This is a genomic window from Variovorax paradoxus (assembly GCF_000834655.1).
Lineage (GTDB): Bacteria > Pseudomonadota > Gammaproteobacteria > Burkholderiales > Burkholderiaceae_C > Variovorax > Variovorax paradoxus_F.
Map to the genome: position 1 here is coordinate 46,046 of NZ_JXQQ01000084.1, position 23,344 is coordinate 69,389.

At 67.4% G+C, this 23,344-nt stretch carries 20 protein-coding genes; 4 read left to right on the plus strand and 16 right to left on the minus strand.

From position 1 onward, the window contains the following. Positions 1-8: 8 nt before the first annotated feature. Both RT97_RS26665 and RT97_RS26670 read left to right on the plus strand, forming a co-directional pair. Positions 9-4,103, plus strand: a complete 4,095-nt coding sequence (locus tag RT97_RS26665; RefSeq protein ID WP_042581877.1) for a translocation/assembly module TamB domain-containing protein — start codon at positions 9-11, stop codon at positions 4,101-4,103. Between the two features lie 105 nt (positions 4,104-4,208). Further along, entirely contained in the window at positions 4,209-4,517 is a 309-nt protein-coding gene (locus RT97_RS26670) for a hypothetical protein (protein WP_042581878.1), read from the plus strand. A gap of 22 nt (positions 4,518-4,539) precedes the next feature. Here RT97_RS26670 and RT97_RS26675 read toward each other — a convergent pair whose 3' ends face one another. The 6 genes from RT97_RS26675 to RT97_RS26700 all read right to left on the minus strand — a co-directional run bounded on the left by RT97_RS26675 (position 4,540) and on the right by RT97_RS26700 (position 11,833). Further along, complete coding sequence (locus RT97_RS26675; RefSeq protein WP_042581879.1) at positions 4,540-4,848, minus strand: formate dehydrogenase subunit delta; 309 nt, start codon at positions 4,846-4,848, stop codon at positions 4,540-4,542. A gap of 50 nt (positions 4,849-4,898) precedes the next feature. Beyond that, on the minus strand, positions 4,899-5,786 hold the full coding sequence (fdhD, locus tag RT97_RS26680; protein WP_042581880.1) for a formate dehydrogenase accessory sulfurtransferase FdhD: 888 nt from the start codon (positions 5,784-5,786) through the stop codon (positions 4,899-4,901). Positions 5,787-5,804: 18 nt separating this feature from the next. Next, positions 5,805-8,681, minus strand: coding sequence for a formate dehydrogenase subunit alpha (gene fdhF / locus RT97_RS26685; protein ID WP_042581881.1), 2,877 nt, complete (start codon positions 8,679-8,681; stop codon positions 5,805-5,807). Positions 8,682-8,732: 51 nt separating this feature from the next. Then, the gene (locus tag RT97_RS26690; RefSeq protein ID WP_042581882.1) at positions 8,733-10,295 is read right to left on the minus strand and encodes a formate dehydrogenase beta subunit; all 1,563 of its coding nucleotides are present in this window, start codon (positions 10,293-10,295) and stop codon (positions 8,733-8,735) included. Next, the gene (locus tag RT97_RS26695; RefSeq protein ID WP_435502570.1) at positions 10,292-10,792 is read right to left on the minus strand and encodes a formate dehydrogenase subunit gamma; all 501 of its coding nucleotides are present in this window, start codon (positions 10,790-10,792) and stop codon (positions 10,292-10,294) included. The genes RT97_RS26690 and RT97_RS26695 overlap by 4 nt, the downstream gene beginning before the upstream one ends. Positions 10,793-10,957: 165 nt before the next feature. Continuing rightward, entirely contained in the window at positions 10,958-11,833 is an 876-nt protein-coding gene (locus RT97_RS26700) for a LysR family transcriptional regulator (protein ID WP_042581883.1), read from the minus strand. Between the two features lie 126 nt (positions 11,834-11,959). Here RT97_RS26700 and RT97_RS26705 point away from each other — a divergent pair, with 126 nt between their 5' ends. Continuing rightward, positions 11,960-12,196 carry a hypothetical protein gene (locus RT97_RS26705; protein WP_042581884.1) on the plus strand — a complete coding sequence of 79 codons (237 nt, stop codon included), beginning with the start codon at positions 11,960-11,962 and terminating at the stop codon, positions 12,194-12,196. Between the two features lie 12 nt (positions 12,197-12,208). Here RT97_RS26705 and oxlT read toward each other — a convergent pair whose 3' ends face one another. Then, entirely contained in the window at positions 12,209-13,537 is a 1,329-nt protein-coding gene (oxlT, locus tag RT97_RS26710) for an oxalate/formate MFS antiporter (RefSeq protein WP_042581885.1), read from the minus strand. A gap of 651 nt (positions 13,538-14,188) precedes the next feature. On the opposite strand from oxlT, the gene RT97_RS33550 reads away from it, so the two are divergent. Continuing rightward, the gene (locus RT97_RS33550; protein WP_172672257.1) at positions 14,189-14,365 is read left to right on the plus strand and encodes a hypothetical protein; all 177 of its coding nucleotides are present in this window, start codon (positions 14,189-14,191) and stop codon (positions 14,363-14,365) included. A 50-nt stretch (positions 14,366-14,415) separates the two neighbouring features. Here RT97_RS33550 and RT97_RS26715 read toward each other — a convergent pair whose 3' ends face one another. The 9 genes from RT97_RS26715 to RT97_RS26755 form a co-directional block, all read right to left on the minus strand. Further along, positions 14,416-15,363, minus strand: coding sequence for a LysR family transcriptional regulator (locus tag RT97_RS26715; RefSeq protein ID WP_042581886.1), 948 nt, complete (start codon positions 15,361-15,363; stop codon positions 14,416-14,418). Between the two features lie 117 nt (positions 15,364-15,480). Further along, a complete protein-coding gene (gene pyk / locus RT97_RS26720) occupies positions 15,481-16,902 on the minus strand; it encodes a pyruvate kinase (protein WP_042581887.1) in 1,422 nt (473 codons plus the stop codon). A gap of 172 nt (positions 16,903-17,074) precedes the next feature. Then, entirely contained in the window at positions 17,075-18,088 is a 1,014-nt protein-coding gene (locus RT97_RS26725; RefSeq protein ID WP_042581888.1) for a 2-dehydropantoate 2-reductase, read from the minus strand. Positions 18,089-18,145: 57 nt separating this feature from the next. Then, positions 18,146-18,922, minus strand: coding sequence for a fumarylacetoacetate hydrolase family protein (locus RT97_RS26730; RefSeq protein ID WP_042581889.1), 777 nt, complete (start codon positions 18,920-18,922; stop codon positions 18,146-18,148). Between the two features lie 62 nt (positions 18,923-18,984). Further along, positions 18,985-19,884 (minus strand): succinate--CoA ligase subunit alpha, encoded by a 900-nt coding sequence (gene sucD / locus RT97_RS26735; protein WP_042581890.1) that lies wholly within the window; start codon positions 19,882-19,884, stop codon positions 18,985-18,987. 1 nt (position 19,885) lies between these two features. Continuing rightward, the gene (sucC, locus tag RT97_RS26740; RefSeq protein WP_042581891.1) at positions 19,886-21,055 is read right to left on the minus strand and encodes an ADP-forming succinate--CoA ligase subunit beta; all 1,170 of its coding nucleotides are present in this window, start codon (positions 21,053-21,055) and stop codon (positions 19,886-19,888) included. A gap of 4 nt (positions 21,056-21,059) precedes the next feature. Continuing rightward, positions 21,060-21,389, minus strand: a complete 330-nt coding sequence (locus RT97_RS26745; protein ID WP_042582001.1) for a hypothetical protein — start codon at positions 21,387-21,389, stop codon at positions 21,060-21,062. Between the two features lie 227 nt (positions 21,390-21,616). Then, entirely contained in the window at positions 21,617-22,864 is a 1,248-nt protein-coding gene (gene frc, locus RT97_RS26750; RefSeq protein WP_042581892.1) for a formyl-CoA transferase, read from the minus strand. Positions 22,865-22,880: 16 nt separating this feature from the next. After that, positions 22,881-23,315, minus strand: a complete 435-nt coding sequence (locus RT97_RS26755; protein ID WP_080898445.1) for a PAS domain-containing protein — start codon at positions 23,313-23,315, stop codon at positions 22,881-22,883. Positions 23,316-23,344: the final 29 nt, after the last annotated feature.

The window sequence follows — 23,344 nt, forward strand, 5'->3', positions numbered from 1 at the left end:
GCCGCCCGATGCCGAACGAAGAAGCCATCTCCACGCCCACGCCCTCACCCGCGCCCACGCCGCCTGCGGTCAAGGCCAGGCGCTCGCGCGCGCGCCGTGCAGCGCGTGCGCTGGCATGGACCTTCGCGGGCCTCTTTCTCGCCGTGCTGCTGCTCGTCGCGGGCGCGTGGTGGTGGCTGGGCTCGAACACCTCGCTCGCCTTCGCGCTCGCGCAGGCGGCGCAGCGCCTCCCCGCGGGCCAGACGCTAGAGAGCCGCGACGTGACCGGGTCGCTGCGCACCGGCGGGCACATCGGCTGGCTCAAATACCAGAGCGCGAGCATCGCCGTCGAAGTGAACGACGCGACCATCGGCTGGCAGTTCGCGCCCCTCTTCCAGCGCAAGGTGCAGCTGGGTGAAGTGCATGCCAGGCAGGTGCTGATCGAAAAGCGCGGCCCGCCGAGCGAGGAGCCCGCCAAGCCGCTCGAGCAGCTCGCGCTGCCGATCGACGTGGACGTGCCCTTCCGCATCGACGAGGTCCGTTGGGCAGGCCCACCGGTGCTGCAGGCGACGAACCTCGCGGGCAACTACGTCTACAAGAACGCGGAGCACGCGCTCGAGGTGAAGGGCGTCGACATCGCCGACGGCCACTACAGCGCGCGCGTCAAGCTGCAGGGCCCCGCGCCGATGGCGATCGATGCCGCGCTCGACGGCCGCGTAAAGGCGCCGCTGGCCGAAGGCCGCCACATCGACGTGATCGCGAAAGCCACCGTGAAGGGCACGCTCGCGGGCACCGCGGCGCGGCTGCAGGTCGCCGCCGAACTCAAGCCCGCCGAAGAAAACGCCGATGCGCCGATGGAGGCGAAGCTGCAAGCGCAGATCGCGCCCTGGCTGCCGCAGCCGGTGATCGATGCCAAGGCCGATCTTGGCAACGTCGATGCATCGAGCCTGTGGCCCGGCGCGCCGCAGACGCGGCTCACCGGCAGCGTCTCGGTCGAACCCGATGCCGACGCGGGCCCCGGTGCGTGGAAAGCATCGGCCGACATCCGCAACGCACTGCCCGGCCCGTGGGACCAATCGAAGCTGCCGGTCGAACAGGTGCAGGGCCGCGTGGGCTTCGACGGCACCAATTGGACCATTCCCGAAGCCACGGTGCGCGCCGGCGGCGGCCGCATCGATGCCGAGGGCCGCTGGAGCCCCGCGCCCTCGCCGTGGCAGATCCGCGCGACGGTGCGCAGCGTGCGCCCCGGCGCGCTGCACAGCGAGCTGGCCGGCGCCCCCGTCAGCGGCCAGGTCACCGCGCAGCAGCGCGAAGACGCCATCACGTTCGATGCCGCGCTCAAGGCCGAAGGCGGCGCGGGCAGCAAGGCGCTGCCGGGCTTCGCGCTCGACCGCGCACTGGCACAAGGCCAGTGGAAAGACCAGGTGCTCGACCTGCGCACGCTGCGCATCGAGGCCCAGCGCGCGAGCGTGGACGGCAAGCTGCAGGTGCGCGTGGCCGAGCAGGCAGCGAGCGGCAAGCTGAACCTCGTGCTGCCCGGCGGCGGCGCGCAGCTCGAAGGGCGCATCGCGCCGGACGCGGGCGCCGGCGACATCAAGGCGCGCATCGACGACGCCGACACCCTGCAGCGCTGGGTCGAGGGCCTGCCCGGTCTCTCGGCCGTGTTCGCAGGCGCGACGGCCAAGGGCTCGGCGCGGCTCGATGCAAGCTGGCAGGGCGGCTGGCGGACGATCCAGCGCCGCATCGAGAACGCGAACGCACCGGCGCAGCGCGGCATCTCGGAGCCCACGCTCAAGGCCGCGCTCGCAGTGCCCCGCCTCGACCTGACACTGCCGGCCGCGCAAGCCGGCGCGGCAGCCACCGCGGTGCAGCTGCGCGAGCTGCAAGCCGACCTCTCTGGCAGCCTCGCGCAGGCCGCGCTCACGCTGAAAGGCGAAGCCACCACCGGCACCCAGAAGATCACGCTCGACACCCGAGCCAGCGGCGGTATCGCAGGTGCCAACCAGTGGCGCGCCGCCCTCGCCAGCCTGCGCCTGCAGGCGCAGGACAGCGCCCGCCCCGGCAACCCGTGGATCGTCGAGCTGAGCCGCGAAGTCACCGCCACCATCCGCGCCGGAGGAACCCCGGCCCGCCTCGACATCGAAGCCTCCGCCGCCTCCGCCACGCTGCGCGGCCCGGTGCCCGGCACCGTGCGCATCGACTGGCAGCCGCTGCGTTTCAGCCAGAGCGGCGCGGCGCCGAACAAGGTGTTCCGCGTGCAGTCGAAAGGCCAGATGCAGGGCCTGCCGATGGCCTGGGCCGGCGCCTTCGGTGCGAGCTCGACGCTGAGCGAGCTCGGCATCAGCGGCGACCTGATGTTCGACGGCGACTGGGACATCGACGCCGGCGACACGCTGCGCGCCAAGGCCCGCATCGCACGCCAGAGCGGCGACATCCGCGTGCAGGCCGGCGAGGCCGCGCTGGTCACCCGCATCACGAGCGCCGGGACCGGCACCGCGAGCGAACGCACCATGAACTCCGCCTCGGCGGGCGGCGCGGATTCGCCCAGCACCCCGGCCGGCCTGCGCCAGGCCGAACTGCGTCTCGATGCCGAAGGGGACGCGGTGCGTGCGACGCTTGCGTGGGACAGCGAACGCGCCGGCAAGATCAATGCCGACATGAACACGCGCGTCACGCAGCGCGCGGGTGGCTGGCAGTGGGCGCCCGATGCGCCGCTGGGCGGCAGCATCAAGGCCGCGCTGCCGAACCTGGGCGTGTGGTCGATGCTCGCGCCGCCAGGCTGGCGCATCGCCGGCACGCTCGATGCCAACGCCGCGCTCTCGGGCAACCGCGCCGCGCCGCGCTGGAACGGCACGCTGGGCGCCGACAAGCTCGCGCTGCGCGCCCCGGTCGAAGGGCTCGACCTGCGCGACGGGCGCCTGCGCGCCAGCCTCACCGGCGAGCGCATCGAGATCACCGAGTTCACGCTCAAGGGCGGCGCCGGCAGCTCGGCCCGCATCGGCGGCCAGAGCGGCAACCGCAGCACTGCGGCGAGCGAGGCGAACACCGACGGCGGATCGCTCTCGGCGCGCGGCGAGATGAGCTGGGGCAGCACATCGGCCGCCGCCACGCCGAGCATCCGCATGGCGATGCAGGGCGAACTGCGCGCGCTGCGCGTGCTGGTGCGCACCGACCGGCAGGTCACGCTCTCGGGCGACCTGCAGGCGCAGCTGAACGCCGGCCAGTTCACCGTGCGCGGCAAGCTCAAGACCGACCGCGCCGTCATCATCCTGCCCGACGAGACCGCGCCCAGCCTCGGCAGCGACGTGGTCGTTCGCTCGGCCGCCAAGGACCGCGAAGCCGCCGAGGCCGCGCAGCGCGAATCGGCCCGCGCCGATGCGCAGGCCGCCAAGCCGCAGACAGCGAAGCCGCCCGACATCGTCGTCAACTTCGACCTGGGCGACGACTTCGCGGTGCAGGGACGCGGCATCACCACGCGCCTGGAAGGCAACCTGGAGATCCGCAGCACCAAGCTGAACGCACCGCCGCGCATCACCGGCGAAGTGAAGACCGTGAAGGGACAGTACCGCGCCTACGGCCAGCAGCTCGATGTCGAAACCGGCGTGGCGCGCTTCAACGGCCCCTTCGACAACCCGCAACTCGACATCCTGGCGATCCGCCCCAACCTTTCGCAGCGCGCCGGCGTGCAGATCACCGGCAGCGCGCAATCGCCGCGCGTGAAGCTCTACTCGGAGCCCGCGCTCTCCGATGCGGAGACGCTGTCGTGGGTCATTCTTGGCCGCGCCTCGGCCACCAGCGGCGGCGAGTCGGCGCTGCTGCAGCAGGCCGCGCTCGCGGTGCTGGGCAAGATCGGCAAGGGCGGCAGCGGCGGCAGCCTGGCGAGCCGCTTCGGCCTGGACGAACTCGGCTTCAAGGGCCCTGGCAGCGGCGGCGACCTGCGCGAATCCGCGGTCACGCTGGGCAAGCGGCTCTCCAAGGATTTCTACATCACCTACGAGCGCAGCCTGGGCGGCACCTTCGGCACGATCTTCATCTTCTACGACCTCACGCAACGCCTCACGCTGCGCGGACAGGCCGGTCAGAAAAGCGGCCTCGATCTGATCTACACGGTGAAGTACGACTAGGGTCTGCGCCCTGCCAGAACGGAGTTCCAAAACCGAGGGACTTCGATCTTGACCCGGCCAAATGCCGAGTTAACAATTCGTCGACGCCTTCACCGAGGAGCGACGATGAAAAATGATGGAGACAAGGGCGACCACAGCCCGGTTCCGGTATCGGACCGTCAGACGTACGACCCGCCGGCATCGCAACGGATCACGCGCGTGCGCAGCGTGCTGCACGCGGTGATCGCGGTCATCGCCCTGCTGGCGATCGGCACGTCGATCCCGCACTGGGGCGGCGACGAATTTCCCGTGATGAGCCTGGTGATCTACGTGGCGGGCATGGTCTTCATCGCCATGCCGCTGTGCCTCTGCTACGAGGCGCTGCTCAAGTCGTACACGGAGCAGCAGCAGATGAGGGGCAGCAGCCCCACCTGAGGCACCTGCCCCGGCCGGCGACCTAACCCGCGTCGCCCCCGCCCTGCGGAAACTGCTCCCTCTTGTCGGCCGCATCGAGCGCCCCGCCCGGCATCAGGTTCGCGCGGTGGCTGCGCACCGCCGACGCGACGATCGGCATCAGGTGCGTCGCGCCGCCCGCCTCGAGCGAGCGGATCAGCTGCAGGCGCATGCTCGGCGCCCAGAACGATTTCAGGTGCGCCGCGATCGCGTCCGTGGCCATCGTCGCGTTGTCGGGCGACTGGGCCTGGAAGAAGCTGCCGATCTGGTTGGCCATCTTGACCAGTTGCGCCGTCGGATCGTGGTCGTGCATGCACTGCCTTTGAGAGAGATGAAGTTGCCGGCCGCTCGCCCGCGTCGATGTCAGTGCGCGCGGCGTCCGGTCGGTGTGGGTGTGAGTTCCTGCCCGGCCGTCGTCACGCGCTCCGGGTGGCTGTAGACGGCCAGGTCGTCCTGGCGCGCGGAGCCCACCAGCGTGAGCCGTGCGCGTTCGGCCGTGGCCACCGCGAACGAGGTGGGCGCGGACACGGCAGCCAGCAGCGGCACGCCCGCCATCGCGGTCTTCTGCACCATCTCGAAACTCGCGCGGCTGGTCACGGCGATGAAGCCGGCCGATGCATCGACGTCGTTGCTCGCGAGCGCGCCGATGAGCTTGTCGAGCGCGTTGTGGCGGCCCACGTCTTCGCGCAGCCACATCACCTCGCCCTCGGCGGAGCACCACGCCGCCGCATGCACCGCGCCGGTGGCCTGCTGCAAGGTCTGCAGCGACTGGAACTGCGACATCGCGCGCGCAATGGCCTGCCGCTCCAGCACCACGCCGGCATCGCCGAGCACCGGCAACTCGCGCGACACGTGCGCCAGGCTCTCGGTGCCGCACAGGCCGCAGCCGGTGCGGCCCGCGATCGTGCGGCGCCGCTGCTTCAGGCGCGTGAACGCGGCGCTCGCCACCTGCAGGCGCACCGTGATGCCGAGGTCCGAAGGCGCGATGTCCACCGCGTAGAGCTCGTGCGGCGCATCGAGGATGCCTTCGCTCAGCGAGAAGCCGAGCGCGAAGTCTTCCAGGTCCAGCGGCGTCGCGAGCATCACCGCGTGCGAGATGCCGTTGAACTCCAGCGCCACGGGCACTTCCTCGGCCACCCAGTCCTGCACCGCGTAGGCCTCGCCGCCGCGCACGCCGTGCACGGGCAGCAGCAGCGCGCCTTCGCAGAAAGTGTCGGCGCCTTCGGCGGCCGGCAGGGTGGCGATGTTCATGCCTGTTCCTGCCTCCGCCTACTTGGCCGGCGCCGTCTCGTTGCGCTTCTCCGGCAGCGCGCCGGCGGTCGCCAGGTCGATCTGCGTCTTGTTGAAGCGGCTGTACTCCTGCTGCCAGGTCGAGGGCTGCATCACCGGCATCACCTGCACCGCCGTCACCTTGTACTCGGGGCAGTTGGTGGCCCAGTCGGAGTTGTCGGTGGTGATGACGTTGGCGCCCGACTCGGGGAAGTGGAAGGTGGTGTAGACCACGCCCGGCTGCATGCGCTCGGACACCGTGGCGCGCAGCACCGTCTCGCCCGCGCGGCTCTGGATGCCGACCCAGTCGTCGTCCTTCACGCCGCGCTCCTCCGCGTCGTGCGGATGGATCTCCAGCCGGTCTTCGCCGTGCCACAGGTTGTTGTCGGTGCGGCGCGTCTGCGCGCCCACGTTGTACTGCGACAGGATGCGCCCGGTGGTCAGGAGCAGCGGGAACTTGCGCGTGACCTTCTCGTCGGTCGCCACGTACTGCGTGACGATGAAGCGGCCCTTGCCGCGCACGAAGGTGTCGATGTGCATGGTCGGCGTGCCCTCGGGCGCGTCGTCGTTGCAGGGCCACTGGATGCTGCCCAGTTCGTCCAGGCGCTTGTAGCTCACGCCGTGGAAGGTCGGCGTCAGCGCGGCGATCTCGGCCATGATGTCCTCGGGGCTCTTGTAGTCCATCGGGTAGCCCAGCGCCTGCGCGAGCTTCACCGTGATCTCCCAGTCGGCCAGGCCCGCCTTCGGCGGCATCACCTTGCGAACGCGCGAGATGCGGCGCTCCGCATTGGTGAAGGTGCCGTCCTTCTCGAGGAACGAGGAGCCCGGCAGGAACACGTGGGCGTACTTGGCGGTTTCGTTCAGGAACATGTCCTGCACGACCACGCACTCCATCGCCATCATCGCCGCGGCCACGTGCTGCGTGTTGGGGTCCGACTGCACGATGTCCTCGCCTTCGCAGTACAGCCCCTTGAAGGCGCCACCGATGGCGGACTCGAACATGTTGGGAATGCGCAGGCCCGGCTCCGGATCGATGGCGACGCCCCAGGCTGCCTCGAACGAAGCGCGCGTGGTGCTGTCCGACACGTGGCGGTAGCCCGGCAGCTCGTGCGGGAACGAACCCATGTCGCAGGCGCCCTGCACGTTGTTCTGGCCGCGCAGCGGGTTCACGCCCACGCCTTCGCGGCCGACGTTGCCGGTGGCCATCGCGAGGTTGGCGATGCCCATCACCGTGGTCGAGCCCTGGCTATGCTCGGTCACGCCCAGGCCGTAAAAGATGGCGCCGTTGGCGGCGCTCGCGAACAGGCGCGCGGCGGCGCGCATCTCCGCGGCCGGGACGCCGGTGGCCTTCTCGGTGGCCTCGGGCGATTGCTCGGGCTGCGCGACGAAGGCTTTCCAGGCGGCGAACGAGGCGGTGTCGCAGCGCTCGGCGATGAAGGCGTCGGCCGTGAGCCCCTCGGTCACGATGACGTGCGCGAGCGCAGTGACCACGGCTACGTTGGTGCCGGGCTTCAACTGCAGGTGGTGCGAGGCCTTCACGTGCGGCGACTTCACGATGTCGATGCGGCGCGGATCGACCACGATCAGCTTGGCGCCCTCGCGCAGGCGCTTCTTCATGCGCGAGGCGAACACCGGGTGGCCGTCGGTCGGGTTGGCGCCGATCACCATGATCACGTCGGCCTTCTCCACCGACTTGAAGGTCTGCGTGCCGGCCGATTCACCCAGCGTCTGCTTCAGCCCGTAGCCCGTGGGCGAGTGGCACACGCGGGCGCAGGTGTCGACGTTGTTGTTGCCGAAGGCCGCACGCACCAGCTTCTGCACGAGGTAGGTTTCCTCGTTGGTGCAGCGCGACGAAGTGATGCCGCCGATGGAGTCCTTGCCGTACTTGGCCTGCAGGCGCTTGAATTCGCCGGCCGCGTAGTTGAGCGCGGTGTCCCAGCTCACCTCCTGCCATGGGTCGCTGATGTTCTTTCGGATCATCGGCTTGAGCATGCGGTCCTGGTGCGTGGCGTAGCCCCAGGCGAAGCGGCCCTTCACGCACGAGTGGCCCTCGTTGGCCTTGCCGTCTTTCCACGGCGTCATGCGCACGACCTCGTTGCCCTTCATCTCGGCCTTGAATGCGCAACCCACGCCGCAGTACGCGCAGGTGGTGATGATGCTGTGCTCGGGCTGGCCGAGCCAGATGACCGACTTTTCCTGCAGCGTGGCCGTCGGGCAGGCCTCGACGCAGGCGCCGCAGCTCACGCATTCCGATTCCATGAAGGCCTCGTCCTGCCCCGGCGACACGCGCGACTCGAAGCCGCGGCCGCTGATGGTGAGCGCGAAGGTGCCCTGCGTTTCCTCGCAGGCGCGCACGCAGCGGTTGCAGACGATGCACTTCGACGGGTCGTAGGTGAAGTACGGGTTCGACTCGTCTTTCTGGTCCTTCAGGTGGTTGGCGCCGTCGAAGCCGTAGCGCACGTTGCGCAGGCCCGTGACGCCCGCCATGTCCTGCAGCTCGCAGTTGCCGTTGGCCGAGCAGGTGAGGCAATCGAGCGGATGGTCGGAGATGTACAGCTCCATCACGCCCTTGCGCAGGTCCTGCAGCTTGGGCGTCTGCGTGCGCACCTTCATGCCGGCTTCGGCCGGCGTGGTGCACGAGGCCGGAAAGCCCTTGCGGCCCTCGATCTCGACCAGGCACAGGCGGCACGAGCCGAAGGGCTCCAGGCTGTCGGTGGCGCAGAGCTTGGGCACGTTGATGCCTGCATCCACCGCCGCGCGCATGAGCGAAGTGCCCGCGGGCACGGTGACTTCGTTGCCGTCGATCTCCAGCGTCACTTCGCGCGTCGATTCGCGCTTGGGGGTGCCGTAGTCGATTTCTTTCAGATGGTCGAGCATGTGTTCTTGTCTCCTGCTGCTTGTGCGATGCGAGCGATGCGTTCGATGCTTTCAAGCAGCCTTGCGATCGGGAACCACGAGACCGAAGTCCTGTGGGAAATGGTCGAGTGCGGAAAGCACCGGGAACGGCGTCATGCCCCCCATGGCGCACAGCGAGCCGTGGACCATGGTGTTGCACAGGTCGCGCAGCAGGATCACGTGCTCCACGCGCTTGTTGTCCGCGCGGATCTTGTCGATCACCTCCACGCCGCGCGTCGAGCCGATGCGGCACGGCGTGCACTTGCCGCACGACTCGATGGCGCAGAACTCCATCGCATAGCGCGCGAGCTTGGAGAGGTCGGCCGTGTCGTCGTGCACCACGATGCCGCCGTGGCCCACCGTGCCGCCCACGGCCGCGTAGGCCTCGTAGTCCAGCGGCAGGTCCCATTGCGATTCGGGCAGGTAGGCCCCCAGCGGCCCGCCGACCTGCACCGCCTTGATCGGCCGGCCCGAGGCGGAGCCGCCGCCGTAGTCGTACAAGAGCTCTCGCAGCGTGACGCCGAAGGCCTTCTCCACCAGCCCGCCGTGCTTGATGTTGCCGGCCAGCTGCATCGGCAGCGTGCCGCGCGAGCGGCCCACGCCGAAGTCGCGGTAGTGCTCGGCGCCGCGTGCCAGGATCAGCGGCACGCTCGCGAGCGTGATCACGTTGTTGATGAGCGTCGGCTGCCCGAAGAGGCCGGCGATGGCCGGCAGCGGCGGCTTGGCGCGCACGATGCCGCGCTTGCCTTCCAGGCTTTCGAGCAGCGCGGTTTCTTCGCCGCACACATAAGAGCCCGCGCCCTTGCGCACTTCGAGCCAGAAGGTCCGGCCCGCGCCGAGGATGTTCTCGCCGAGGAAGCCCGCGGCTTCCGCCGCGCGGATCGCCTCGTTCATCGTCGCGATGGCGTGCGGGTATTCGGAGCGGATGTAGACGTAGCCCTTGGTCGCGCCGGTGGCGATGCCCGCGATGGTCATGCCCTCGATGAGCATGAGCGGATCGCCCTCCATCGTCATGCGGTCGGAGAAGGTGCCCGAGTCGCCCTCGTCGGCGTTGCAGACGATGTACTTCTGCGCGGCCGGCGTGGCCATCACCGTCTTCCACTTGATGCCCGCCGGGAACGCCGCGCCGCCGCGGCCGCGCAGGCCCGAGTCGAGCACCTGCTGCACCACTTCCTCGGGCTTCAGGCCCAGCGCGCGGCGCAGGCCCGCATAGCCTTCGTGCGCTTCGTAGTCGGCAACGGACACGGGATCGGTGATGCCCATGCGCGCGAAAGTCAGGCGCTCCTGCTTCTTGAGATACGGAATCTCGTCGGTCAGGCCGAGCGACAGCGGATGCGTCTGCGCGCCTTCGGCGAAGCCCGCATCGAACAGGTCGGCCACGTCGTCGATGGTCACCGGGCCATAGGCCACGCGGCCGGCCGGCGTCGACACCTCGACCATCGGTTCCAGCCAGAACAGGCCGCGCGAGCCGTTGCGCACCATGCTGAAAGACACGCCGCGAACGGCGGCCTCCTGCGCGATGCGCTCGGCCACGCGTTCCGCGCCGACCGCCAGTGCGGCCGAATCGCGCGGCACGTAAACAGTAAGGCCGCTCATGCGCAGTCTCCGTATTGCGCCACCAGCGCATCGAACGAGCGCGGCGTCATGCGCGCATGCGGTTCTTCGTTGATCGTCATGGCGGGCGACGAGGCGCACAGGCCCAGGCAGAAGGCCGGCTCCAGCGTGAAGTTGCCGTCCTTCGAATGGCCGTGTGCGCTGCAGCCCAGGCGCAGCTCCGCGTGGGCCAGCAGCGCATCGGCGCCCATCGACTGGCAGGCCTCGGCCCGGCAGATCTGGATCACGTGGCGCGCCGCGGGTGCGGAGCGAAAGTGGTGGTAATAGGTGATGACGCCATGCACTTCGGCGCGCGAGAGGTTCACGCCCTCGGCGATCGTCGTCACGGTGTGCGGCGGGATGTAGCCCAGCGCGTCCTGCACGTCGTGAAGGATCGGGAGCAGCGCCCCCGGCTCCTCGGCGCGCTCCTGCAGCACCTGGCGCACCGCGGCCAGTTCATCGGATTCGCTCATCGTGGCGTGTCGGCCCACTTCGTTCATGCGGCGCTCCTTACCGGGTTGTCATTCATCGTGGGTTTTGCTCTCCCGGCTTTTTTCATCCTACGACCGAAATACGCTCGCAGACACTGCCGATTGCCCTAGGAAAACTGTGCGGTTTCCCGCTCTGGAGGCACTGTCGGGGAATACGAAGGCAAAGACCTTGACTCAGGTCAATTTCCCGGAAACAAGGGGCCGCGCGCCGCCGGCCGAGACCTCGCGCAAGCCCGCGAGCGCCGGATCGACGATGGCGGGGTCGGCACCCACCGCGTAGACCGCGTACGCGGGGTAGAGGAACTCCGGCGTGTTGGGCACGCGCCGCAGGTGCCCCGACTCGAGGTGCCCGCGCACCACGTCGAGCCGGAAGTAGCCGGTGCCGCCGGCAGCGAGCAGGTACTCGCGCCCGAGCGGGCCGAGACCGGCCTTCACCGCCGCGTTGGAAAGCTCGGGAAACGCGAGCCCGTGCTGCGCCGCGAACTCGGGGCCCCAGTCGACATACACGTAGTCCGCCGGCCGCGGCACGCGGGGGCGCCTGGCGGTGGTGACCATCACGAGCTTTTCCTCGATCAGCAATTCCACGCGCAAGCCCGGCCGCTGCTGCGGCGCATACACGATGGCCACATCGAGCACGCCGCCCGCCACCTTGTCGAGCAGGTCGTGCGGAAAGCCGACCTCGGTGCGGATCGCCAACTGCGGCACGGCCTGCCGAAGCCACAGCAGCCAGCGCAGCAGCAGCGGGTCCCAGAGGCTGATCTCGCAACCGGCCGCGAGCACCGCCTGGCTGCCGTCGGGCACCGCCACCTGGTGGCGCGCCCGCTCCCATACCTGCACCAGCGTGGTCGCATGCGGAAGAAATTGTTCGCCCGCGCGCGTGAGGGCTGCCCCGGACTTGTTGCGCACGAAGAGCTTGCGGCGCAGCAACTCTTCGAGCGTTCGCACGCGTGCGCTCACCGAGGTCTGCGTCACATGCAGGCGTTCCGCGGCGCGCTGGAAGCTGCGTGTCTCGACGATCGCGAGGAAGGTCCGGGCCAGGTTGATGTCCATCGAGGCGCCCTCTTTGAATGCATTATTTTTGCATTCAACCGGCAATTAATCTCGTTTTACTTATGCGGTGGCCGGACAGAAGATGAAGGCTCTTTTCAAAACCCCAACGCAACCCGGGAGCCATTCATGCCCACACTCGGTCACTCCATTCAGGCGAAGGGCGCCGAGCGCTTCGCCGATGCGCTCAGGGGCCTCGCCGACGAGGCCTTCATGCTCGCGGAGGCCTTGCTCAGCCCCCGAAAGCTCATCGAGGACGTGGAGCAGATGCACGCCTTGCAGGTCGCGGCGGACACCATCGAAGCCACCGACCCGTGGCGGGCCGATGTGCTGCGCTCGCGCGCATCGCGCATCGGCCTTCGCTGAAGCGCGATGGAACTACGAGGCCAGGCGGCTTTTCTCGATGTGCTTGCGGCGCATCGGGCGCAACACGAACCAGGCCATCAGCGCGGCCGCGGCATTGACCGCGCTCGCGACGATGAATACCGCATGCCAGCTGCCGGTGGATGCGGCGAGCACGCTGGAGAGCGGCACCAGCAGCGACGCCGTGCCCTTTGCGGTGTAGAGCATGCCGGCGTTCGATGCGGCGTACTTGGAGCCGAAGGTGTCGGCGCAGGTCGACGGGAACAGGCTGTAGATCTCGCCCCATGCGAAGAACACCATGCCGGTCAGCAGCACGAAGAGGATGGGGTTCTGGCCGTAGTGGTACAGCGCCAGGATGCCGACCGCTTCGAGCGCGAAGGCGATGAACATCGTCTGCTCGCGGCCGATCTTGTCGGAGACCCAGCCGAAGAAGGGTCGCGTGAGGCCGTTGAGCACGCGGTCGATGGCCAGCGCGAAGGTCAGCGCGGGCAGCACAAGGCCCATGATGTTCACAGGCACGTCCATGATCTTGAAGTCCTGCGCAATGGGCGCGAGCTGCGCGGTGGCCATGAGGCCGCCGGCCGCCACCATCACGAACATCGCGTACATCACCCAGAAGATCGGCGAGCGCAGTACTTCGGACGGCGCGTAGTCGCGCTGCGACTGCTGCACGTTGCGGCTGTTCGACGCCTTCGCATGATCGGGTGCACGCGTCAGCAGCCAGGCCAGGGCAAAGACGATGACGCCCTGGCCGATCCCAAAATAGAGAAACGCAGACTCGTAGCCGCTGGTCTTGATCATCACGGAGATCGGGATGATCGTGAGCGCCGAGCCGGCACCGAAGCCCGCGGCGGTCATGCCCGCTGCGAGCCCGCGGCGATCGGGGAACCACTTGAGCGCATTGCCCACGCAGGTGCCGTACACCGCACCCGCGCCGATTCCGCCGACGGCCGCTGCGAAGTAGAGCATCGGCAGCGATGCGGCGAACGAATTCATCACCCAGCCGAGGCCGCAGAGCACGCCGCCCACGAGCACCACGGGGCGCGGGCCGAAGCGATCGACCAGGTAGCCCTCGATGGGCACGAGCCAGGTTTCGGTGAGCACGAAGATGGTGAAGGCCACCTGGATCGCGGCGCGGCTCCAGCCGTGCTTTTCAGCGATGGGGTTGACGAAGAGCGTCCAGCCGTACTGCAGGTTCGCGATCATCGCCATGCAGACGATGCCGATCAGCAACTGTCCCCATCGGTAGGCCTCGGATCGTTTGGCGGTGACGCCGTGGGTGGAATCCGATGGTGGATACATCGCGGGGTTGGAACCCGCAATCGTGGTGGTTGGCCGAGTCATGGAGTTGTCCTTAATGTTTTGATGAGTCCGACGGTCTCGGGAAAGACGACGCAATCAGAGTGAAAAAAAGAGAAATGAATCACTTGTTTTTGCGCGTGGATGACTGTCGGACTGCACGACTCAAAAACTCTTGACCGCAGTCAAGTTCACACGAATCGCGAGTTGTTGAGACCCCCGTGATATCCCTAGCACTCGACCATCTGCGTGCGCTTGTGTTGCTCGTTTTTTCGCTGCTGTTCAGGGCTGCACTCGCGCCGACGGTGGGCCCTGTTTCGCGAATGTCCTCCGGCCTGCGGCTTCCCCCTTGATTTCGCGAAACAGGGCCCACCATCAGCGCGAGCGCTTTCAGGGCAGTCGGTTGATCGGCCGTTCGCACAGAGCGCGTCCCAGTGCGCAGGGCATCGGGTGCTCCCCGCAGCGAAATCAAGGAGGAGGGGCGAAGCCCCGGGGGACATTCGCGGAGGGGAGTACCCGGTGGCCTGTGCACCCGTCCTGAACATAGGACTCGATACAGGCCTGCTCCCATCCATCGAGAGAAAAATTGACCTAGGTCAAGAAACGCGAAATCAGCGTTTGCGTGCGTCTAGGGTAAACCCTAAAATTGCGGGTAATCCCTTCAGTCTTTTTGATTCAACCTTCAGGAGCATTTCCGTGAACAACACCACCCTCGATTCCCGCGCGATCCGCAATGCATCGCCCGCTGCCGCCACCAACGAAGATGCGCTGCGCGACCTGGTCGCCGCGATGCCCATCGTGATCATGTTCAAGGCCGCCCGCGCCGCACTCGTGCAACACCGCAAGAGCATCCGCAGCGCACTGACCCAGTGATCGTGCCCCGCCCCAAAGACAAAGAGCGCTTCATGCGCTCTTTTGTTTTTTCAGGGCGCCAGCGGCTGTAGCTGCAGCGACTTGAACGGCACGATCTGCGAGATCAGCGATGCGCCGTCGCTCAGCAGGAAGTCCTTGAAGGCCTGCGCCACCGGCGGCAGGCGCTTGGTGCGGCGATGCACCACGTACCAGTTGAGCATCAGCGGAAAACCCTCCACGTCGAGCACGCAGAGGCTGCCCGACTTCAGCTCCTGGCTGATGGTGTGCGCAGAGACGAAGCTCACGCCCATGCCCGCGATCACCGCCTGCTTGATCGTCTCGGTGCTGCGGATCTCCATCGCGATGTTGATGTTCTCCAGTTCGCGGCCGAAGCCGTCTTCCATCGAATGCCAGGTGTCCGATGCCCTCTCGCGCACGACGAAGGGCTCGCGCATCAGGCGCTTCAGGGGAATGCCCGGCACGCCCACCAGCGGATGCGTCGGCGGCGCGACGATCACGTAGGGATGCGGCGCAAAGGCCTGGTTCGATGTGTCCAGGTCGATGGGCGGCCGCACCATGATCGCGAGGTCGGTGAGGTTCTCCGCGATGTGGGTCAAAAGGCCTTCGCGGTTGTGCACGGTGAAGTTCAGCGTCACGCCGCGGTGGCGGCTCGCGAACTCCACGAGGAGGCGCGGAAAGAAGTAGTCGCCCGCGCTGATGACCCCCACGTTGAGCTTGCCGCCCGAGACGCCCTTGAACTGCATCATCGCGTTCTCGGCGGCCTCGAACTGCTGGATGATCGCGCGGCTGATCTGCAGCAACTCGGCGCCCGCGGGCGTGAGAAAGATCTTCTTGCCGAACTGCTCGAACAGCACGTTGCCCGCATGCTCCTCGAGCTTGGCGACCTGCGTGGAGACCGCAGGTTGCGTGAGATGAAGCTCTTCTGCCGCACGCGAAAAACTCAAGAGCCGCGCAACGGCCTCGAAGACCTTCAACTGGCGCAGGGTCGCGTGCTTCATCGGTAGGGGTCCGGAAAACCGTTCGGGTTGAGCTTGTCTAAACCTCGCGCGGCGCTTCGACAAGCTCAGCGTGAACGGTGGGTGGCGTGTCCAATCTATCTTCCCACGCTCCTGGCATCAGTTCGGTATCCGTGCGACGTGCAACAGGTTCGTCGTGCCCGATAAGCCGAACGGCAACCCGGCCACCACCACCACGTCGTCGCCCGCCTTCGCGAAGCCTTCGGCCTGTGCGGTGCGGCAGGCGCAGTCGATCATCTCGGCCACGTCGTGCACGTCATCGACCAGTGCCGCATGCACGCCCCAGACCATCGCCATGCGGCGCGCGGCCGCCACGTCGGGCGTGAGGCTCAGGATCGGCACCGCCGGCCGCTCGCGCGCGGCGCGCAGGCTCGTGAAGCCCGAGGAGGTGTAGGTGACGGTGGCTGCCGGCGCGAGCAGCGCGGCCACCTGGCGCATCGATGCGCACACCGCATCGGCGGTGGTCGACAGCGCCGCATCGTGCGTGGCGTCGATGCCGGTGCGGTACGACGGGTCGGCCTCCACGCGCGCGACGATGCGGTCCATCATGCCGACCGCTTCGAGCGGGTACTTGCCCGAAGCCGATTCGGCAGAGAGCATCACCGCATCGACGCCGTCGTAGATGGCGGTGGCCACGTCGGACACTTCGGCGCGCGTCGGCACGGGCGCGGCGATCATCGATTCGAGCATCTGCGTGGCCACCACCACCGGCTTTCCGTGCTGGCGGCAGGCGCGCACGATGCGGCGCTGGAGTTCCGGCACCTGCTCGGGGGGCAGCTCCACGCCGAGGTCGCCGCGCGCGACCATGATGCCGTCGGCCAGCGCGACGATGCCGTCCAGGTGCTCGATGGCCGCGGGCTTCTCCAGCTTGGCCATGATCCATGCGCGCTTGCCGATGACCTCGCGCGCCTCGGCGATGTCCTCGGGCCGCTGCACGAACGAGAGCGCCACCCAGTCCACGCCCATCGAGAGCCCGAAGTCCAGATCGTCGCGGTCCTTCGGCGTGAGCGGCGAGATCGGCAGCAGCACGCTCGGCACGTTCACGCCCTTGCGGTCGGAGATCGGCCCGCCGACGATGACTGTGGTCTCCGCGAAATCGGCGCCGTGGCTCTCCACCCGCAGGCGCAGCTTGCCGTCGTCCAGCAAGAGGTCGGTGCCGGCCTGCAGCGCCGCGAAGATCTCGGGGTGCGGCAGCGGCGCGCGGCGGTAGTCGCCGTTGGTCTTCGTGTCCATGTCGAGGCGAAAACGCCGGCCCGCCTCCAGCTGCGAACGCCCGCCCTCGAAGGTGCCCAGCCGGAGCTTGGGGCCCTGCAGGTCGAGCAGCACGCCGATGGGCCGGCCGAACTCTTTCTCGAGCCGGCGAATCGCCTCCAGCCGGCGCGCATGGTCGTGCTGCGAGCCATGGCTGAAGTTCAGCCGGAACACATCCACGCCACGCTCGAACAGCGCGCGAATGGCTTGCTCGTCGGGCGTGGCCGGGCCGAGCGTGGCGACGATCTTTGCGCTGCGTGTGCGTCTCATGGCATGGCCTTGGTTTTCGGATAGCCGCCCGCGGCGCGGCTGTTGCTCCCTCTCCCCTTGGCGAGAGGGCCGGGATGAGGGCCGGCGGCGATGGCAACGGCGGCGTGCGTGTGAAGGCCTATGCCCTCACCCCTGCCCTCTCCCCAAGGGGAGAGTGAGAGAGGCACAGCACTCATGCCGCGACCTCGTGAAGCTTCACGCGCCCGCGTTGCTCTTCCATGGTCCGAGCCAAAAGCTTCACCAGCGTGTACACGGTATCGATGTGCGGCGTCGAGGTGTCGGTGAGCCGCGCCAGCTCGACCACCGCGCCCACGAGCGCATCGATCTCCGGCGCGCGGCCGGCTTCGACGTCCTGCAGCATCGAGGTCTTGTGCTTGCCCACCTTCTCGGCGCCGGCGATGCGCTTTTCCAGCGTCACCCGGAACTCGATGCCCAGCTTGTGCGCGACGGCCTGGGCCTCGCGCATCATCGCTGCGGCCAGGTCGCGAGAGGGCGGGTACTGGCATATGTCGACCAGCGTCGAATGCGAGAGGCTGCTGATCGGGTTGAAGGTGAGGTTGCCCCATAGCTTGAGCCAGATCTCGGCGCGGATGTTGTCCAGCACCGGCGCCTTGAAGCCCGCGCCGGTGAAGCAGGCCGCGACGCGGTTCACGCGTTCGCTCGAGGAGCCGTCGAGCTCGCCGACCGGGAAGCGATCGCCTTCGATGTGCTTCACCACGCCCGGTGCGATGAGCTCCGATGCGGGATACACCACGCACCCGATCACCCGCTCGGCCGGCACCTTCGCGCTCACCAGCCCCGTCGGGTCGACGCTGCGCACCGGCGTGCCCGCGAGCGCGCCGCCGTGGTCGTGGAAGTACCAGTACGGAATGCCGTTCTGCATCGTCACGACCATCGTCCCGGGGCCGAAGAGCTTGGGCACGTCGTTCGCCACGGCCTCGACCTGGTGCGCCTTCATCGCGAGGATGACGATGTCCTGCGGGCCGGCCTCGTCGTAGCTGTCGGTGGCCTTCACGTTGCGCGCCACCTGCTCCTCGCCCTCGGCCGAGACCAGCTTGAAGCCGTTGGCCTTGATCGCCGCGAGGTTCGCGCCCCGCACGATGAACGTGACGTCCTCGCCGGCCAGCGCGAGTTTCGCGCCGACCAGGCCGCCGATGGCGCCCGCGCCGATGACTGCAATCTTCATGTCGATCCCCAGTAGTTTTGAATGCGTTGCGCGAGGCCGGCAGCCTTCTTCGCCGTCTCAACCGAAGCGGTTGGAGAGCTTGCCGATGCCTTCGATGCCGATCTCGACCTGGCTGCCCGGCTTCATCGAGCCGACGCCCACCGAGGTGCCGCACAGGATCACGTCGCCGGGGTTCAGCGTCATGTCCTGCGAGATCAGGCTGACCAGCCGCTGCACGGAAAAGCGCATGTCGCTGATCGGATAGTTCTGGCGCTCTTCGCCGTTGAGCACGGTGGTCACCACAAGCGTCGCGGGGTCCAGGCCCGTGGCCACCACGGGGCCCATCGGGCAGAAGGTGTCGAAGCCCTTGGCGCGCACCCACTGGGCGAAGGATGCGTCGCGGTTCAGGATGTCGGCCACGGTCACGTCGTTGGCGCAGGTGTAGCCGAACACGTGGTCCAGCGCATCGGCCTCGGCCACGGCGGTGGCGGTCTTGCCGATGACGATGCCCAGCTCGCCCTCGAACACCACCTTGCCCTCGCACAGGGGTTTTTTGATCGCATCGCCGTGCGCCGCGAAGGAGTTGGGCGCCTTCAGCAGGTACAGCGGCTCCGCCGGCACCGGCAGGCTCAGCTTGGCGCCGAGCGCGTGGAAGTTGTTCCACAGCGCGATCACCTTCGTGGGCTCGCTGGGCGTGAGCAGCTTCAGGCCCGCGAGCACGAACACGCGGCCCGTGGGTTCGCAGCTTGCGTACATGTCGCCCTGGTGCTCGTGCACCGCATCGCCCACGACGGTCCCGAAGGTGGCCTTGCCGGCGTCTTCGAAACGGACCCACTGCGCTTTCTGCTGTTTCATTTGTTGTGTGCTTTCTTGAAATCTGCGAAACCGTGCCACGAGCGTTCGACGGATCGGGACGATCAGTCGAACGGGAGGTAGTCGGGAACGACGAGCGATGCGAGCAGCTTTCCCATCTCCGCCGGATTGCCGGTCACGTGGATGCCGCATTCCTTCATGACCGCGAGCTTTTCCTGCGCGGTGCCGCGCCCACCCGAGACGATGGCGCCCGCGTGGCCCATGCGCTTGCCGGGCGGCGCAGTGGCGCCGGCGATGAAGCCGACCACGGGCTTGCGCATGTGGTCCTTGATCCAGCGCGCGCAGACCTCTTCTTCGTTGCCGCCGATCTCGCCGACCATGATCACGGCGTCGGTGCGCGGGTCGTCGTTGAACATCCTGAGCACGTCGATGTGCTTGAGTCCGCCCACCGGATCGCCGCCGATGCCCACCACCGTCGATTGCCCGATGCCGAAGCGCGCGAGCTGGCTGGCCGCCTCGTAGGTCAGCGTGCCCGAGCGCGACACCACGCCGATGCGCCCGCGCTGGTGGATGTGCCCCGGCATGATCCCGATCTTGATTTCGTCGGGCGTGATGAGCCCCGGGCAGTTCGGCCCGAGCAGCAAGGTCTTGCTGCCCTCCATGCGGTGGCGCGTGCGGATCATGTCGCGCACCGGGATGCCTTCGGTGATGCAGATGACCAGGTCGAGCTCGGCATCGACCGCCTCGTCGATCGCGGCGGCCGCGAACGGCGGCGGCACGTAGATCACCGACACGGTGGCGCCGGTCTCGGCCTTCGCGTCCTTCACAGTGCCGAAGACCGGAATGCCGTCGAACGACTTGCCCGCCTTGTTCGGGTTCACGCCCGCGACGAAGCACTTCTGGCCGTTGCCGTAGTCGCGGCACATCGCGGTGTGGAACTGCCCGGTCTTGCCGGTGATGCCCTGCGTGATGACGCGGGTGTGCTTGTTGACGAGGATCGACATCTCAGTGGTTCCTCCGCGCCGCGGCGACGGCCAGTTGGGCGGCATCCGCCATGTCGTCGGCCGTGATGATCGGCAGGCCCGATTGCACGAGGATCGTGCGGCCCAAGCTCTCGTTCGTGCCCTTCATGCGCACGACCAGCGGCACCGAAAGCTCGACCTCGCGCGCGGCGGCGATCACGCCCCGCGCGATCACGTCGCACTTCATGATCCCGCCGAAGATGTTGACCAGGATCGCGCGCAGCTTGGGGTTTTGCAGCATCAGCTTGAAGGCCTGCGTGACCTTCTCGGCCGTCGCGCCGCCGCCCACGTCGAGAAAGTTGGCGGGCGAGCCGCCGTAGAGCTTGATCACGTCCATCGTCGCCATCGCGAGGCCCGCGCCGTTCACCAGGCACCCGATGTCGCCGTCCAGCGCGATGTACGAAAGGTCGAAACGCGAAGCCTCGAGCTCGGCCGGGTCTTCCTCGTCGAAGTCGCGCATCGCCACGATCTCGGGCTGGCGAAAGAGTGCGTTCGCATCGAAGTTGAACTTGGCGTCCAGCGCGATCACGCGGCCGTCGCGCGTCACCACGAGCGGGTTGATCTCGGCGAGCGACGCATCGCTCGCATCGAACGCCTGGTAGAGGTTCTGCATCAGGGTGCGCGCCTGCATCACCGACTTGCCCGAGAGGCCGATGCTGCGCGCCACGATATCGGCCTCGCTGCCCTTGAGGCCCGTGGCCGGATCGATGAGCACCTTGTGGATCTTGCCGGGCGTGCGCGCCGCGACTTCCTCGATGTCCATGCCGCCTTCGCTCGACGCCATCAGCGCCACGCGGCCCGATTCGCGGTCGACCACCATGGCCAGGTACATCTCCTTGTCCACCTCGATGCCCTCCTCCACCAGGAGGCGCTTGACCACGCGGCCTTCGGGGCCGGTCTGGTGGGTCTTGAGCGTCATGCCGAGCATCTGGCCTGCGTGCCGACGCACTTCGTCGACCGACCACGCGAGCTTCACGCCGCCGCCCTTGCCGCGGCCGCCGGCGTGGATCTGCGCCTTCACCACCCAGGCGCGGCCGCCCAGGCGGGTGGCGGCGTCGGCGGCTTCGTCGGCCGATGCGCAGGCGAATCCACGGGGCGTGGTCACGCCGTATTTGCGCAATACGTCCTTGCCCTGGTATTCGTGGATATTCATTGAATTACGCGCCGATCTCTGCGCCGTGGCTTTCGGCCCAATTGAAATAACGCCGGCTGCCGAGCCCCTCGCTCAATTCGCGTTGCTGGTGAATTTCCTTCTTCTGCTCGATCACCTCGGCCAGCGATTTGGCGTCGTAGGCGCGCAGCAGATGCGGCTGGTGCGTGCTGAGGTAATGGCACAGCCGCTCGGGGCCGTCCTGGCTCAGGCGCAGCAATTGGCAATAGGTTTCGCGGTCCCAGTGCCAGCGAAGGCCCAGCTCGTGGAAGGCGGCGTTGTAGGCGTTGCGCTCCGTCTCGGAGCTCCAGTATTGAATGGGCGCATCATCGATCATCATGAAATTTCTCCTGGAAATTAATGCCGGGCGACAAATGGATGGCGGGTCGGCATGATCAAAATGTAGATTCGATGATCGATAAATAATAGTTAAACTATTTTATTGAATGCATTTGCCATGCGTTATATGTGAATTGGCAAAAAAGAGCGCGGCTGTCCATTGCAAATGGCTTTCGCCATTTGCAAAAAACTCTTTATTTATCGATCGGCCGGCGTGCTGTTAATTCAAATCACACGCTCGGTGCGCAGCATGGCGATCTCGTCCACGCCATAGCCCAGCTGACGGAGCACTTCTTCGGTGTGCTCGCCCAGCAAGGGCGCCCGTGTCACCTCGGTCCGGCTGTCGGACATCTTGATGGGGTTGCCCACGGTCAGGTACTTGCCGCGCGTCGGGTGGTCCACCTCGACGATGGTGCCGGTCTCGCGCAGCGATTCGTCCGCGGCGATCTCCTTCATCGAGAGGATCGGGCCGCACGGAATGTCGAACTCGTTGAGGATGTCCATGGCCTCGAACTTGGTCTTGGTCATGGTCCATTGCTCGATGCGCGCGAAGATGGGCTTCAGGTGCAAGAGGCGCGCGGCGGGCGTGGCGTAGGCCTCGTCGGTGATCCAGCCCTCCTCGCCGATCACCTTGCAGACAGCCGGCCACACCGCGCCCTGCGTGATGAAGTAGATGTACGCGTTCGGGTCGGTCTCCCAGCCCTTGCACTTGAGGATGGAGCCCGGCTGCCCGCCGCCCGATGCGTTGCCCGCGCGCGGCACCGCGTCGCCGAACTTGCCGTCCGGGTACTGCGGGTATTCGTGCATGGTGCCGGTGCGCTCCAGGCGCTGCTGGTCGCGCATCTTCACGCGGCACAGGTTCAGCACGGCGTCCTGCATGGGCGCCAGCACCTGCTGGCCACGCCCGGTGTTGTTGCGCTGGTAGAGCGCGGCGACGATGCCCAGCGCCAGGTGCAGGCCGGTGCCGCTGTCGCCGATCTGCGCGCCGGTGACGACGGGCGGGCCGTCCTCGAAGCCGGTGGTCGACGCGGCGCCGCCCGCGCACTGCGCCACGTTCTCGTAGACCTTGCAGTGCTCGTACTTGCCGGGGCCGAAGCCCTTGACCGAGGCGACGATCATCCGCGGGTTGAGCTTCTGGATGTGCGCCCAGGTGATGCCCATGCGGTCGAGCGCGCCGGGCGCGAAGTTCTCCACCAGCACGTCGCAGGTCTTGATCAGCGTATCGAGGACCTGCTTGCCCTTGGGGTTCTTGGTGTCCAGCGTGATCGAGCGCTTGTTGTGGTTCAGCATCGTGAAGTAGAGGCTGTCCACGCCGGGAATGTCGCGCAGCTGGCCGCGCGTGGCGTCGCCTTCACCGGCGCGCTCCACCTTGATCACGTCGGCCCCGAACCAGGCCAGGAGCTGGGTGCAGGTGGGGCCCGACTGCACATGGGTGAAGTCGAGGATGCGGACGCCTTCGAGTGCCTTGCTCATCGTGTTGTCTCCTGTCTTATTTGTTCGTCGCGGCTTCGACTTCTACCAGACGGGCGCGCAGTTTGCGCTCCTCGGCGAAGCGGGCAGTCTCGTCGCGCACGATGGCGACGATGCCCGAAACCGTTTGATCGGGGGCGAACAGCATGGAGACCGTGAAGGCGATGGAAATCGTGTGCCCGTCCTTGTGGAGCGCGGGCACGCGCAGCACGTCGGCACCGTATTTGGTGACCGCCGTTTCCATCGTCTTGTGATAGCCATCCCAATGCCTCTGGCGTTGTCGCATGGGGATGATGATGTCCAGCGACTGCCCGAGCGCTTCGGCTTCGGTAAAGCCGAAGATGCGCTCGGCAGCCTTGTTCCACAGCGTGATGGCACCCTTGGCGTCGCAGACCATGATGGCGTCGCCGGCACCGGCAACGAGTTGGTTCAGATCGACGGTCGATGACGACAAGGTGTGCTCCCGCTTCTTTCTCTTCTGCA